Origin of the sequence: Burkholderia sp. AU33423, assembly GCF_002223135.1 — a bacterium.
Lineage (GTDB): Bacteria > Pseudomonadota > Gammaproteobacteria > Burkholderiales > Burkholderiaceae > Burkholderia > Burkholderia lata_D.
Genome location: NZ_NKFH01000002.1, coordinates 283,107 through 297,825, shown reverse-complemented (window position 1 = coordinate 297,825; position 14,719 = coordinate 283,107). Strand labels below are relative to the sequence as shown.

At 67.4% G+C, this 14,719-nt stretch carries 12 protein-coding genes; 8 read left to right on the top strand and 4 right to left on the bottom strand.

Annotation, left to right across the window (positions count from 1 at the left end; translation table 11 throughout):
• Positions 1–138: 138 nt before the first annotated feature.
• The gene (locus tag CFB50_RS01435) at positions 139–2,409 is read right to left on the bottom strand and encodes an NADP-dependent malic enzyme (protein ID WP_089444784.1); all 2,271 of its coding nucleotides are present in this window, start codon (positions 2,407–2,409) and stop codon (positions 139–141) included.
• 460 nt (positions 2,410–2,869) lie between these two features.
• Between CFB50_RS01435 and CFB50_RS01430 the strand changes: the two genes are divergently transcribed.
• The 7 genes from CFB50_RS01430 to CFB50_RS01400 all read left to right on the top strand — a co-directional run bounded on the left by CFB50_RS01430 (position 2,870) and on the right by CFB50_RS01400 (position 10,448).
• Positions 2,870–3,556, top strand: a complete 687-nt coding sequence (locus CFB50_RS01430) for an orotate phosphoribosyltransferase (protein ID WP_011350651.1) — start codon at positions 2,870–2,872, stop codon at positions 3,554–3,556.
• Positions 3,557–3,811: 255 nt separating this feature from the next.
• Entirely contained in the window at positions 3,812–4,405 is a 594-nt protein-coding gene (locus tag CFB50_RS01425) for a YbhB/YbcL family Raf kinase inhibitor-like protein (protein ID WP_089444783.1), read from the top strand.
• Positions 4,406–4,658: 253 nt separating this feature from the next.
• Complete coding sequence (locus CFB50_RS01420) at positions 4,659–5,231, top strand: flavodoxin family protein (RefSeq protein WP_069246909.1); 573 nt, start codon at positions 4,659–4,661, stop codon at positions 5,229–5,231.
• Positions 5,232–5,385: 154 nt separating this feature from the next.
• Positions 5,386–6,336, top strand: a complete 951-nt coding sequence (gene argC, locus CFB50_RS01415) for an N-acetyl-gamma-glutamyl-phosphate reductase (protein ID WP_089444782.1) — start codon at positions 5,386–5,388, stop codon at positions 6,334–6,336.
• A gap of 434 nt (positions 6,337–6,770) precedes the next feature.
• Positions 6,771–8,198: a DUF2957 domain-containing protein gene (locus CFB50_RS01410; RefSeq protein ID WP_069246907.1), complete on the top strand. Its 1,428-nt coding sequence runs from the start codon at positions 6,771–6,773 to the stop codon at positions 8,196–8,198.
• 147 nt (positions 8,199–8,345) lie between these two features.
• A complete protein-coding gene (locus CFB50_RS01405) occupies positions 8,346–9,596 on the top strand; it encodes a DUF2957 domain-containing protein (protein ID WP_069246906.1) in 1,251 nt (416 codons plus the stop codon).
• 18 nt (positions 9,597–9,614) lie between these two features.
• Entirely contained in the window at positions 9,615–10,448 is an 834-nt protein-coding gene (locus CFB50_RS01400) for an OmpW/AlkL family protein (RefSeq protein ID WP_069246905.1), read from the top strand.
• 184 nt (positions 10,449–10,632) lie between these two features.
• Here the strand turns inward: CFB50_RS01400 and CFB50_RS01395 are convergent, their stop codons facing one another.
• Positions 10,633–11,562, bottom strand: coding sequence for a LysR family transcriptional regulator (locus CFB50_RS01395; RefSeq protein WP_089444781.1), 930 nt, complete (start codon positions 11,560–11,562; stop codon positions 10,633–10,635).
• Positions 11,563–11,659: 97 nt separating this feature from the next.
• Here CFB50_RS01395 and CFB50_RS01390 point away from each other — a divergent pair, with 97 nt between their 5' ends.
• The gene (locus CFB50_RS01390; protein ID WP_089444780.1) at positions 11,660–12,955 is read left to right on the top strand and encodes an MFS transporter; all 1,296 of its coding nucleotides are present in this window, start codon (positions 11,660–11,662) and stop codon (positions 12,953–12,955) included.
• An 85-nt stretch (positions 12,956–13,040) separates the two neighbouring features.
• Here the strand turns inward: CFB50_RS01390 and CFB50_RS01385 are convergent, their stop codons facing one another.
• Together CFB50_RS01385 and CFB50_RS01380 are read right to left on the bottom strand one after the other, a co-directional pair.
• Positions 13,041–13,682 carry a LysE family translocator gene (locus CFB50_RS01385; RefSeq protein WP_069246902.1) on the bottom strand — a complete coding sequence of 214 codons (642 nt, stop codon included), beginning with the start codon at positions 13,680–13,682 and terminating at the stop codon, positions 13,041–13,043.
• Between the two features lie 76 nt (positions 13,683–13,758).
• Positions 13,759–14,715 carry an NAD(P)-dependent oxidoreductase gene (locus CFB50_RS01380; RefSeq protein WP_256978690.1) on the bottom strand — a complete coding sequence of 319 codons (957 nt, stop codon included), beginning with the start codon at positions 14,713–14,715 and terminating at the stop codon, positions 13,759–13,761.
• Positions 14,716–14,719: the final 4 nt, after the last annotated feature.

Genomic DNA, 14,719 nt, shown 5'->3' with positions numbered 1-14,719 from the left:
GGCATGCGCGGCCGGATGCCCGCCGGCGAGCGGCTACCGGCTCACGTCGCTTCACGATAAAAAAAACGCCACGGAACGCAGGTTCCGTGGCGTTTTTCTTTGCGCCGCGCATGAAGCGCGGCACACGCGGGCGTGGACTTACTTCGTGTTCACGTTCGCGGCGGCAACGGCCGTCATGTTGATGATCCGACGCACGGTCGCAGCCGGCGTCAGGATGTGGACCGGCTTCGCCGCGCCGAGCAGGAACGGACCGACCGTCACGCCTTCGCCGCCGACCATCTTCAGCAGGTTGTACGCGATGTTCGCCGCTTCGACGTTCGGCATGATCAGCAGGTTCGCTTCGCCCGACAGCGTCGTGCCGGGGAATGCCTGCTTGCGGATCAGTTCCGACAGCGCCGCGTCGCCGTGCATTTCGCCGTCGACTTCCAGGTTCGGTGCGCGTTCGACGATCAGCTTGCGGGCTTCGCCCATCCGGCGCGACGACGCCGACGGCGCGCTGCCGAAGTTCGAGTTCGACAGCAGCGCGGCCTTCGGCGTGATGCCGAAGCGCTCGATCTCGGCCGCGGCCTGGATCGTCATGTCGGCGAGCTGTTCGGCGCTCGGCAGCTCGTTCACGTACGTATCGCACACGAACAGGTTGCGGCCCGGCAGCATCAGCAGGTTCATCGCCGCGAAATGCTCGGCGCCCTTCGCACGGCCCAGCACCTGTTCGATGAACTTCAGGTGGCTGTGGAACGTGTCGATCATCCCGCAGATCATCCCGTCCGCGTCGCCCAGATGCACGAGCATCGCGCCGATCAGCGTGTTGAACTTGCGCATCGCGGCCTTCGCGACTTCCGGCGTCACGCCGTCGCGCGCGCCGATCTCCTGATACGCCTGCCAGTAGCGGTGGTAGCGCGCATCGTCTTCCGGATCGACGATCTCGAAATCGGTGCCGGCCTTCAGCTTCGAGCCGATCTTCGCGAGGCGCATGTCGATGACCGACGGACGGCCGACGAGGATCGGCTTCGCGATCTTTTCCAGCAGCACGAACTGCGCGGCGCGCAGCACGCGCTCGTCTTCGCCTTCGGCGAACACGATGCGGGCTTCCTTCTGCTTCGCGGTGGCGAACACCGGACGCATCACCATGCCGGTGCGGTAGACGGTCGCGCCGAGTTGCTCGCGGTACGCGTCCATGTCCTGGATCGGGCGGGTGGCGACGCCCGAATCCATCGCGGCTTGCGCGACGGCCGGCGCGATCTTGATGATCAGGCGCGGGTCGAACGGCTTCGGAATCAGGTAGTCCGGCCCGAATTCGAGCGAATGGCCTTCATACGCCTTCGCGACTTCTTCGCTCTGGTCGGTTTCCTGCGCCAGCTCGGCGATCGCGCGCACGCACGCGAGCTTCATTTCTTCCGTGATCGTCGTCGCGCCGACGTCGAGCGCGCCGCGGAAGATGAACGGGAAGCACAGCACGTTGTTGACCTGATTCGGGTAGTCCGAACGGCCGGTCGCGACGATCGCGTCCGGGCGCACGGCCTTCGCGTCTTCCGGGCGGATTTCCGGTTCCGGGTTCGCGAGCGCCAGGATCAGCGGGCGGTCGCCCATCGTCTTGACCATGTCCTGCTTCAGCACGCCCGCGCTCGAGCAGCCGAGGAACACGTCCGCGCCGACGATCGCGTCGGCGAGCGTGCGTGCGTCGGTGGTCGCCGCATAGCGCTGCTTCGACGGATCGAGGTTGCCGCGCCCTTCGTAGATCACGCCCTTCGAATCGGCGACGAGGACGTTCGACTTCGTCAGGCCGAGGTTCACCAGCAGGTCCAGACACGCGATCGCTGCCGCGCCCGCGCCCGAGCACACGAGCTTCACTTCGGACAGCTTCTTGCCGACGACCTTCAGGCCGTTCAGGATCGCGGCCGACGCGATGATCGCGGTACCGTGCTGGTCATCGTGGAAGACGGGGATCTTCATGCGCTCGCGCAGCTTCTGCTCGATGTAGAAGCATTCCGGCGCCTTGATGTCCTCGAGGTTGATGCCGCCGAGCGTCGGCTCGAGCATCGCGATCGCCTCGACGAGCTTGTCGGGGTCGGACTCCGACAGTTCGATGTCGAACACGTCGATGCCGGCGAATTTCTTGAAGAGGCAGCCCTTGCCTTCCATCACCGGCTTCGCGGCGAGCGGGCCGATGTTGCCGAGGCCGAGCACGGCGGTGCCGTTCGTGATGACGCCGACGAGGTTGCCGCGCGACGTGTACTTCTGCGCGTCGAGCGGATCGGCGTGGATCGCTTCGCACGCAGCGGCGACGCCCGGCGAATACGCGAGCGACAGATCGAGCTGGTTCGACAGCGGCTTGGTCGGGGTGACCGAAATCTTGCCGGGTTTCGGGTTCAGGTGATAAGCGAGTGCGGCCTGCTTCAGTTGTTCGTCCATGATTGACCTGCGAGAGACTTGCGAAATATTGACGGTTCAGTACGCAGCACCTTCGGCCGCGTCTGCTTGAATCGAGGGGGTGATCGACTGCGAGACGGCACGCGACGCGCCGGGTCGGCACGCCATCGAACCTTGGCGGGTGGCAAGAGGAAAGTACAAAGTACTGAACGATTTCTAAGGGTCGCCTAGTGTACACCCCCTAAATGACGCATGTTGGTGCAACGCCGCATCCTCCGCATCAGCGCGCGAGCGATCCGGCCCCGCTTGTTTCGCCGGTGGTGAGCCGCGCGGCGAACCCGCGCGAATTCCGCCGAAAAGCAGCCTGAATCGGGTAAAATAGCCGGCTACGCGCGCAGCGATGCGATTGGCCCGCCGATCGCGCCCCGGCCCTCTGGGCAGGTTCCCCTTGCTGCGCCACCGGGCCCGCGCCCGCTCTTCGCTCATCACCCAAGGAATGCCCATGACAGGCTACGATCGTCAGTCGATCTCGGATACGACCGCCAAAATCCTGCTCGAAGTACAGGCAGTGCACTTCAACGCAGAAAAACCGTTCATCTTCACGTCCGGCTGGGCAAGCCCCGTCTATATCGACTGCCGCAAGCTGATTTCGTATCCGCGCGTGCGCCGCGCGCTGATGGAAATGGCTGAAACGACGATCACGCGCGACATCGGCTTCGAGCAGATCGACGCGGTGGCGGGCGGCGAGACGGCCGGCATCCCGTTCGCGGCCTGGATCGCGGACCGGATGATGGTGCCGATGCAGTACGTGCGCAAGAAGCCGAAGGGTTTCGGCCGCAACGCGCAGATCGAAGGCCATCTGGAAGAAGGCTCGCGCGTGCTGCTGGTGGAAGACCTGACGACCGACAGCCGCAGCAAGATCAACTTCGTCAACGCGCTGCGCACCGCGGGCGCGACGGTGAACCACTGCTTCGTGCTGTTCCACTACAACATCTTCAAGGAAAGCGTGTCGGTCCTGAAGGACATCGACGTCGACCTGCACGCGCTCGCCACGTGGTGGGACGTGCTGCGCGTCGCGAAGGCGTCGGGCTACTTCGAGACGAAGACGCTCGACGAAGTCGAGAAATTCCTGCACGCACCGGCCGAGTGGTCGGCTGCGCACGGCGGCGCAACGTCCCCGAAGGACTGACGCCGCGCCGGCCTGCTGGCCGGCGTCCTGGCTGAACGAGCCGCCCGCTTCATCGCGGGCGGCTTTTTTTCGCCCGTCGATTTTTCGTCTGTCGATTCGCGCAGGAAACGATCGCGACCACGGGTCGCGGCGTGCATCGCTCATCGAACCCTAATGCTAGACTTGATCCATCGCTGCCATCAGCTGCGCAGGCAACGCACTACGCCAACAACGCCGGACGCATCGGTCCGGCCCATGTGACGGGAGAAGCGCCATATGCGTGTGGATCGCCGGATCACTCCGCCTGCGCCATCGGGTCGCCCGTCGCCGTTTCTCGCTGCCCTCCTTTACGCCGTCGCCCTTGCTGCCCTGCCCGCGCATGCGGAAGGCCCGTTCACCGTGACGAGCGACGACCTGACACCGGGCGGGCGCGTCCGCGCCGCGAACGTGTTCGACCGCGGCGACTGCAAGGGCGGCAACCACTCGCCGCAGCTCACCTGGCACAACCCGCCGCCGGGCACGCGCGGCTATGCGGTCACGATCTTCGATCCCGACGCGCCGGGGCACGGCTGGTGGCACTGGGCCGTGGCGGGCATTCCGGCGACGGTCACGAGCCTGCCCGCCGACGCGAGCGCGTCCGGGTTCCTGCGGCGCATCGGCGCGAGCGAGGCGCGCAACGACTTCGGGATCGACGGCTACGGCGGCCCGTGCCCGCCGCCGGGCAAGCCGCACCGCTACGTGATCACCGTCTATGCGCTGAAGGGCGACGACCTGCGCGTCGCGCAGGGCCGTCCCGCGCCGATGTTCGAGCACGAGATCGGCACGCTGACGATCGGTACCGCGCAACTCACGGTCAACTACGGGCAGTAACGGGCGTGGTACGCCATGCCTTGCGCGTCGCCGCCTCACCGTGTCGCCAAATCGCCGTGTCACCGCCCTGCGATTGCCGGCCGCCGCGAAATGGCGTTCTCCGTGCTCGCTCGCTTTCCCGTCATTTCGGCTTGCTAGACTCGTCGTCACCGGTCGCGGCACCCTGCCGCGCATCCGTCGCGCCGCCCACCGGCGGCGCGTGACGCGGCGAGCCTGCGGTCCGCCGTTCCCGTTCCTTTCCGGAGAACGCTTCATGTCGAACATCGTCATCGTCTATCACAGCGGCTACGGTCACACGCAGAAACTGGCCGAGGCCGTGCACGCGGGCGCGCAGGAGGCCGGCGCGACCGTGCGCCTGCTCGCCGTCGGCGACGTCGACGACGCGGGCTGGGCCGCGCTCGACGCGGCCGACGCGATCGTCTTCGGCGCGCCGACCTACATGGGCGGCCCGTCGGCGCAGTTCAAGCAGTTTGCCGACGCGACGTCGAAAGCGTGGTTCACGCAGAAATGGAAGGACAAGATCGCCGCGGGCTTCACGAACTCCGCGACGATGAACGGCGACAAGTTCTCGACGATTCAATATTTCGTCACGCTGTCGATGCAGCATGGGATGGTGTGGGTCGGCACGAGCCTGATGCCGGCCAACTCGAAGGCGGCCACGCGCAACGACATCAACTATCTGGGCGGCTCGACGGGCCTGCTCGCGCAGTCGCCGGCCGATTCGACGCCCGACGAAGGCCCGTTGCCGGGCGACCTCGAGACCGGCAAGGCATTCGGCCGGCGGGTTGCCGAAGCGACCGCTCGGTGGGTCGCCGGCCGCGGCTGAGCACGCCCCGACGCCCGCTCCGGCGGGTGCCAAAGGGACACAAGACGGCCCGCCGGTTGTCTTTTTTTCGCCCCGCGCGGTGCAGGCCCGCCGGATGACGTCTTAAAATGGCGGTTTCAGGGCGCGGGCCCCCGTTTCATCCAGTGAGAGCGAAATGAGCACCAAAGTTTTTGTCGACGGCCAGGAAGGCACGACCGGCCTCAAGATCTTCGAATACCTGTCGGCACGCAGCGACATCGAGATCCTGCGCATCGATGAAGCGAAGCGCAAGGACGTCGAAGAGCGCCGCCGCCTGATCAACGCGTCGGACGTCACGTTCCTGTGCCTGCCGGACGTCGCATCGCGCGAATCGGCCTCGCTCGTCGAGAACCCGAACACGACGCTGATCGACGCGAGCACCGCGTTCCGCACCAGCGCCGACTGGGCGTACGGCCTACCGGAACTGACCCGCGCGCAGCGCGAGAAGATTCGCACGTCGAAGCGCATCGCCGTGCCGGGCTGCCACGCATCGGCCTTCGTGCTCGCGATGCGTCCGCTCGTCGATGCAGGCATCGTCGCACCGGCGTTCGCCGCGCACAGCTACTCGATCACCGGCTACAGCGGCGGCGGCAAGTCGATGATCGCCGACTACGAAAACGCGGCGCCGGGCGGCAAGCTCGCGAGCCCGCGCCCGTATGCGCTCGGCCTCACGCACAAGCACCTGCCCGAAATGGCCGCGCACACGGGCCTCGCGAACCCGCCGATCTTCACGCCGATCGTCGGGCCGTTCCTGAAGGGTCTCGCCGTGACGACCTACTTCACGCCCGACCAGCTCGCGAAGCGCACGACGCCGCAGGACGTGCAGCGCGTGTTCGCCGAGTACTACGCCGACGAAGCATTCGTGCGCGTCGCACCGTTCGATGCGGACGCGAACCTCGACGGCGGCTTCTTCGACGTGCAGGCGAACAACGACACGAACCGCGTCGACCTGTTCGTGTTCGGCAACGCTGAGCGCTTCGTCACGGTCGCGCGCCTCGACAACCTCGGCAAGGGCGCATCGGGCGCCGCGATCCAGTGCATGAACCTGAGCATCGGCGCGGCCGAGGACGCCGGTCTCAAACGCTGATTCAGCATCGCATGCAATGCAAAGCCGGCCACTGGCCGGCTTTTTATTTACCCGTATCAGGCAATATATAAAAATCCCGCATCGCGCATTTACAAATATTTACAAGCTTTCCATTGCGCGATTACCAGTGAATTAACCCCGCCCCTTCTTTATCCAGTCAATCCCGAATAGGGATAAACCGGATACCGCCGCTTTAAACGCTGCCGTTATACGCATGAAGGCTCCGCGCCGGCCTGTCCGGCGTCGCACATACCCCACTCCGGCCGCTTTCGGCAGCCCGTCTCGCGTTTTAATTCTTACCGAATACCACGTCGGACAAGGACTCAAAACACGATGCCCGTTTCAATCGCCTTTTTTAGACGGGTTCATCAATTGACAGCAAAAATCAAGGCGGCGACATTAGCTCGCACAATTAAACGATTGGAGACAGCGGCATGTCGCACACCTTATCGAAGGGGGTGGCAACGGCCTTTGCCATTGCCCCTTTCCTGGTTGCATGTGGTGGGGGGGACGGCGGCGCACCCGCGCCGATCAATGCGCCCCAATGTTCCGGATCCAGCTGCGGCACGCAAGGGCCGCCGCCGTCACAGCCGATCAACGGTGCGCTGTGCCCAGCCAACGCCGACATCGTGAAGAGCACGTACCTCGGCGGCGCCGGTAGCGGCGAGATCGTCAGCGTCAACATCGACGCGGTGGCGATGACCTACACGCTCAAGTGGCTCGAATCGCCGATTCCGCTCGCGACCGGCACGGTCACGCCGAGCCGCGTCGGCACGACGATCACCGGGGCAGTCATGCACCCGCCGACCGGCGTACTGCCGACCGCCGAGCAGACGCGCTGCGCGTTCATCCTCACGCCGGGCTCGGGCAAGGCGCCGAACGGCACGACCTATTCGACGGCCGCCGACTTCAACCAGGCGAACCCGCCGATGCTGCTGGTCGGCATGGGCGTCGCGGGTGGCGGCATTCCCGGCGCGACGATCCAGTACGACGGGCTGACGATCGCCATCGGCCCGGTCGTGGTGGCAAAGGACGTCGGCAAGGTGCCGAACCGTCACTTCGACTTCTACCCGTTCCTCGGCTTCGCGAACACGACGACCGACCTCACGAAGCTGCCGGGCACGTACAACGCGCTGCTCTATCACCTCGTGCCGTCGGGCAACTACGCGACGAAGGGCTCGAACTCGAGTGAGACGTTCGACGCGAACGGCGCGTGCACGTCGAGCGGTTCGGGCGGCTGCCAGACAACCGGCGATCCGTGGAAGGCGAGCGCGAACGGCGGCTACTTCGACAGCACGAAGGCGCCGCAGACGCTGCCGCAAACGCAGTTGCCGATCGTCGGCGCGACCGGCAAGTCGGCGACCGCGCACATGGTGATCGGCCAGCTCAACGGCGCGACGGTGCCGGTGATCGTGCGGACGGGCAACGTGAACCTCGGCACGCCGCCGCTGCACACCGACGCGCAGGTCGACGACGAATCGGGCATCGCGGTGCTCGGCGCGGCGACGGCCATCTCGTCGGGCGCGATCGACGGCGGCTACGCGGGCGCGGACTCGAACTTCAAGTACACGGCGGCCCTGATCCGCGGCAGCAACGCGTCGTTCATCAACCCGAGTACGCAGGCCGAGGAAGACGGCTTCACGCTCGACTACGGCCAGGCGACGCCGGGCCTGCTGAACGCGACGACGACGCCGCCGAGCGGTGCGAGCTACCCGTCCGCTTCGGGCGTGGTGATCGCGACGGGCGGCCTGTACGCGGCGCTGATCCAGGGCACGGTGAACGGCGGCGTCACGTCGACGTCGGCGAATTCGACCACGTCGTCGACACCGTACTTCGGCGTGGGCGCGCAGATCAGCAAGTAGCGAACGAGGACGCGGCGGCCGGCCTGCCGCCGCGTGACGCAGGGAAGGCACGAAGGCGCTCGGCACGGCGCAAGCAGGACGAGCACGACCAACAGAAGCGGCCGACAGGGAGCTGGCCGCCGCACAAGACAAATCTGGAGGAGCAACATGAAGCGCAACCTCATTCTGGCGGCGGCCTTTGCCGCCCCCCTTCTTTCCGCCTGCGGCGGCAGCGGCAGCGGCGGCGACAACCCGCCCCCGCTCGTCGAAGACCGGCTCTGCCCCGCCACGCTCGACTACAACACCGTATTCACGGGCGGCGCGGGCAGCGGCGAACTCGCGAAAGTCCAGCTCGACACGACCAAGATGACCTGGCAGGTCACCTATGTCGAATCGGCGGTGCCGCAAAAGACCGGCACCGTCACGCCGACCCGCGCGGGCACCGTCGACAGCGGCACGCTCACGCAGGAAACGCTGCTGCCGACCAACAAGCTGAACCAGTGCGCGTTCCGCCTGAACGGCGCGAGCCTCGATGCGTCGCGTCCGGCGCGCATCTTCGTCGGCTTCGGCGTCGCGGGCGGCACGATTCCCGGCAAGGAGATCCAGTTCGACGGCGTGCTCGGCCAGGCCGCGGTGCCCGACACGAAATTCCCGTACTACCCGTTCATCGGCTTCTCGTCGATCGAAACCGACATCACGAAGGTCGCGGGCACGTACAGCCACATCGGCTTCGGCGAAGTGCCGTCGCAGAAATTCGCGCCGGCGTCGATCGACGCGAAGGTGACGATCAACGCGGACGGCACGTGGACCAAGTGCGACACGACGGGCCAGTTCGCCGGCGGCGCGTGCGCGCAGCAGGGCACGAACTTCGTGCAGTCGGCCGACGGCAGCGGCGCGTTCCAATCCAACAACTACGCGAGCCAGCTGAAGCCGACGTTGTCGGCCACGCCGCAGGGCAAGGGCTTCATGATCGTCGGCAAGCTGCGCAACCAGCTCGTGCCGATCCTCGTGCGCACGGGTGTCGCGAACCCGAACCCGACGCCGGACAGCAACGGCGTGCCGGGCCTGACCGCCGACGATGAATCGAGCATCTCGATCCTCTCGCCGCAGACGGCCGTCGCGGCCGGCTCGCAGAACGGCGAGTACATCGGCGTCGACAGCCAGTTCGATTACCGGACCACCGCGCTGATCGACAAGCAGGCCACGCTGCTCGATCCGTTCCAGCCGTCGCAGGCATCGCTCGCGACCGCGCTCGACCTGGACTACACGCAGAAGGTGCCGGGCACGGTCACGACGATCCATACGGGCTCGGGCAGCACGTCGCCGACCGGCAAGTTCATCTTCACGGGTGGCGTGTTCGGTTTCCTCGACAACGCGGGATCGACGCCGTATTTCACGATCGGCGCATTCGTCCAGTAAGCGGGGGGAAAAGCCGTGATGAAGAAAACCCTTCTCTGCGCGGCGGCCGGCGCCGCCGCCGTGGCGCCGCTCGCGGCGCACGCGCAGAGCGCCGGCAGCAACGTCGTCACGCTGGGCTGGTTCCACATCATGCCGCAGCAGAGCAGCACGCCGATGACGACCAACGTCGCACCGACGCCGATCAACACGCCGCTGCGACTGCCGCCGTCGTTCACGTCGCCCGGCACCGGGCTGCACACGAGCGGCGCCGACACGGTCGGCCTGACGATCAGCCACTTCCTGACCGACCACATCGCGGTCACGTCGGTGGCCGGCGTGCCGCCGGTGTTCAAGGTGTCGGGCCAGGGCACGATCAGGCCGCCTGGCCCGGCCGGCGCGCTCGGCACGCAGAACATCGGGCTGGGCTCGGTCAATCCGATCGTGAAGAGCGTGCGGCAGTGGAGCCCGGCGGCGATCCTGCAGTATTACTTCGGGGCGGCGAACGCGAAATTCCGGCCGTTCCTAGGCCTCGGCGTGTCGTACAACTGGTTCAGCGACCTGCAGCTCAACACGAACTTCATCAAGCAGACGCAGGACAACCTCGGCGCGATTCTCGCGGCGGGCGCCGGCAAGCCCGGTACGACCTCGGTGGAGGCGAAGGCGTCGTCGTCATGGCAGCCGGTGTTCAACGCGGGCCTGCAGTACAACATGACGGAGCATTTCGGGCTGATCGCGTCGGTCACGTACATCCCGCTGAAGACGACGTCGACAGTGACGATCAAGGCGGCCGACGGCACGGTGCTCTCGGAGTCGAAATCGGACCTGAAGGCCGACCCGATCATCAGCTACGTCGGGATGACGTACAAGTTCTGAGCGCAGCGACGGACGACGAATGGAAGGCCGCGACAAAATCGCAGGCAAAAAAAAGCCCGCCTAAGAGGCGGGCTGAATCCATATCAGAGGAGACATGGAGGAGACAGGTGCAACTATAGCGAAACAGTTTCCGCAATGCAACATTTCCGTAGAGAAAATAAGGATTTTCCCTCGAATGGCGGCTCTAGACCGCCTTCATCGCTTCTGACCCCACCCTGTTTACCCGTTCGAGCACTTCGCCCAGCGCATCGCGCAGCAGCCCGACGGGCCGCACCAGCCGGCCCGGCAGCGCGCCGTGCACGATCCACACGTTGATCCGCGTCTCCAGCCCCACCGTTTCCACCACCCTCAGCGCATCGCGATGCGCGCTGCGCGCCAGCGCGTTCGGTGCCGCGATGCCGATGCCCGCGCCGCGCGCGACGAGCGACAGCTGCAGCTCCGAGCCGAACGCCTCGACCGCGACGTCGAACGGCAGTCCGGCCGCGCCGAGCATGCGGCTCAGCGCCGAACGCATCCCGCAGCCGTCCTGGCTCAGCACCCACGGGAAACCCGACAGTGTGTCGATCGACAGCGGACCGTCCGGCAGCGGATAGTCGCGCGCGGCGACGAGCACCGTCGGCTGCGTGCCGATCAGCGTCGACGTGAACGTGTCGGGCAGCGTCGAACTGGCCGGCACCATCACGGCCGCGACGTCGAGCGTACCCCGCTCGACGCCCTGTATCAGCGCCGGCGACCAGCCTGCCGTCACGCGCAGCGTGAGGCGCGGAAATGCGTCCCGAAGCCGGTCGATCGGCTGCTCGAGCGCCAGCTCGGACAGGAACGGCGGCACGCCGATGCGCAGCTCGCCGGACGGCTCGCTGTCCGGCGCGCCCGCCGCCATCAGCTCGTCGACTGCGCCCAGCACGTTGCGCGCGAGCGCGTAGACGTCGCGTCCGGCGGCGGTCGGCTTCAGCGGCTTGCTTTGCCGCTCCAGCAGCGGCATGCCGAGCAGCGTTTCGAGGTTCTGCACGCGCCGCGTCAGGCCCGGCTGCGTCAGGTGGAGCTTCGCGGCCGCGGCGACCATCGACCCGCTGTCGACCACCGCGACGAATGCCTGGAGATCACGCGTATTCAAAACAAACTCGCATAATCATGTTAGAGATATTTCAATTGTCGCATAAACATCGGACACCTACGATGGGGACTTCTTCGACCCATTCGCCAGGCTTCCGATGAACTGCCCTGCCAACCCTTGCCACTCCGCCGCTCGCCCGCCCGTCAGCGCGCCGGCCGGCACGCCGCCCGCGCTGAGCGCGGGCATGACGCTGTTCTTCGCCGCGACAGTCGGCGTGATCGTGATGGACCTGTTCGCCGCGCAGCCGCTGACGGGCCCGATCAGCGCCGACCTGCACCTGCCGCCCGGCCTGGCCGGCCTCGTCGCGATGCTGCCGCAGCTCGGCTACGCGGCCGGGCTCGTACTGCTCGTCCCGCTCGTCGACCTGCTCGAGAACCGCCGCCTGATCGTCACGACGCTGGCCGCGTGCGCGGCCGCGCTCGCGCTGCCGGCGTTCACACGGTCAGGCACCGTATTCCTGCTGGCGACGCTCGTGGCCGGCGCCGCGTCGAGCGTGATCCAGATGCTCGTGCCGATGGCCGCATCGATGGCGCCCGAGGCGCAGCGCGGCCGCGCGGTCGGCAACGTGATGAGCGGGCTGATGCTGGGCATCCTGCTGTCGCGGCCGCTCGCGAGCCTGATCGCGGGCTCGGCCGGCTGGCGCGGGTTCTATGTGCTGGCCGCGCTCGCGAATGCCGCGATCGCCGTGGTGCTCGCACTGCGCCTGCCGTCGCGCACGCCGTCGATCTCGGCCGGCTACCGCACGCTGCTTGCGTCGATGGCGCGCCTGCTCGCCGACGAGCCGGTGCTGCGCCGGCATGCGCTGTCGGCCGCGCTCGCGATGGCCGCGTTCAGCGCGTTCTGGACCGCGGTCGGGCTGCGGCTCGCGCAGCCGCCGTTCGGCCTCGACCTGCACGGCATTGCGCTGTTCGCGTTCGCCGGCGCCAGCGGCGCGATCGTCACGCCGCTCGCGGGCCGTGCCGGCGACCGCGGCCATGGCCCGGCCGCGCAGCGGATCGCGCACGGCACGATGCTCGTGGCGCTCGTCGTGCTCGGGATCGCGGGCGCCGGCTGGTTCGGCTTCGACGCGCACCTGCATCGCGGCCTCGCGCTCGCGCTGCTGGCCGGCGGCGCGGCGCTGCTCGACGCGGGCGTCATCGTCGACCAGACGATCGGCCGCCGCGAGATCAACCTGCTGAACCCGGCCGCGCGCGGCCGCCTGAACGGATTGTTCGTCGGGCTGTTCTTCATCGGGGGGGCGCTCGGCGCGGTGCTCGCAGGCAGCGCGTGGGCCTGGGGCGGGTGGAGCGCGGTGTGCGGCGTGGGGTTTGCGTTCGCAGGCGCGGCCGCCGTTTTCGGGCTCACGGCCGGACGCGGAGCCGGCGCAGCGGCATTGACGCGCCCGCGTGCCTGAGCGAGCGTGACGCAGGCCCGGAAAGCAGAACGCCCCGCCCTCTCAAGAGGGACGGGGCGCTCGGTACGCCGGTGTCCGTGCGAAATCAGTGACGAACCAGCGCCATCATCGCGCCGAAGCCGACGAACAGCCCGCCCGTCAGCCGGTTGAAGATCTTCGCCACGCTCTGGCTCTTCAACGTCGCGCCGATGCGCGTGCCGAACGACGCGTAGACGAGATACCAGCTCACCTCGATCACCGCGAACGTGACGACGAGGACACCGAACTGCGGCAGCGTCGGCTCGGCCGCGTTGATGAACTGCGGCAGCAGCGCGGCCGCGAACAGGATCGCCTTCGGATTGCTGCCCGCGACCAGGAAACCATTGCGGAACAGCGTCCCGCGCGATGCCGGCGCGGCCTGGCGCGACACGGTGTCGACGTCGGCGGCAGGTTGCGCGTCGTCGACGCGTGCGCGCCACGCCTTCACACCGAGGTAGATCAGGTAGGCCGCACCCGCAAAGCGCAACGTGTTGAACATCGCCGGCCAGGCTTCGAGCACCGCGCCGAGACCCGCCGCCGACACCGACAGCATCAGCACCAGCGCGGTGAGGCAGCCGGCCATCGTCCACGTCGAACGCCGCAGCCCGTGCCGCGCGCCGTGCGTCATCACCAGCAGCATGTTCGGGCCCGGAATTGCCGACACGACGAACACCGTCGCCACGAAAAGCCACCACGTATGCAAGTTCATGCCCGCCTCTGCGTCGATGTAAGGAAAAACGAAACGTCGATTATGCCGGTGTGCCGGACTTCTGTCGCGCGACGGCTCAGCGGCCCGCGCGGCGCAGCGCGACTTCGCCGAGCACCGCGAAATCCTGCTCGCCGCCGCCGTGCGCAAGCGCGTCGAGCAGGTTGTCGCGCACGACGCTTGCCACCGGCAGCGGCACCGACACGGCGTCGCCGGCTTCCAGCGCGAGGCGAACGTCCTTCAGCCCGAGGCGGGCCTTGAAGCGCGCGGGCTCGTAGCGCCGCTCGGCGATCATCGAGCCGTAGCCTTCGTAGACGGGGCCCGGAAATACGCTGCCGGTGATCACGTCGAGGAAGTCGCGCATCGCGACGCCGTGTGCGCCCAGCAATGCAGAGGCTTCGCCGAGCGTCTCGATCGCCGACGCGAGCGTGAAGTTCGCGGCAATCTTCGCGACGTTCGCATGCTGCGGCAACGATCCGAACCGCCAGGTCTTCTGGCCGATCGCGTCGAACAGCGGCTGCACGCGGTCGATCGCCTCGGCCGGGCCGCCCGCCATGATCGTCAGGCGCGCGGCGGCCGCGACGTCCGGCCGGCCCATCACCGGCGCGGCGACATAATGGATGCCGCGCGACGCATGCGCGTGCGCGAGCGATTCGGCCAGCGCGACCGACACCGTCGCCATGTTGACGTGGATCAGGCCGCGCGGCGCCTGGGCGAGCAGCGCATCGTCGAAGATCGCGCGCGCCGCGGCGTCGTCGGCCAGCATCGAGAACACCGCGTCGCCGCGAAACGCGTCGGCCGGCGTGTCGACGATCTGCGCGCCGACGGCCGCGAGCGGCTCGGCGCGCTCGCGCGACCGGTTCCAGACCCGCACCGTGTGCCCGGCCTTCAGCAGGTTCGTCGCGATTGCCTGCCCCATTTCACCCAGCCCGATAAATCCGAGATCCATTTCCCGCTCCTTCGCTCCGTGAAGCGGGGAGTTAAACACAGATGCGTGGCGTCTGCAGGGCACACGGCCGGCCGAGCGCGGTGCCATACTG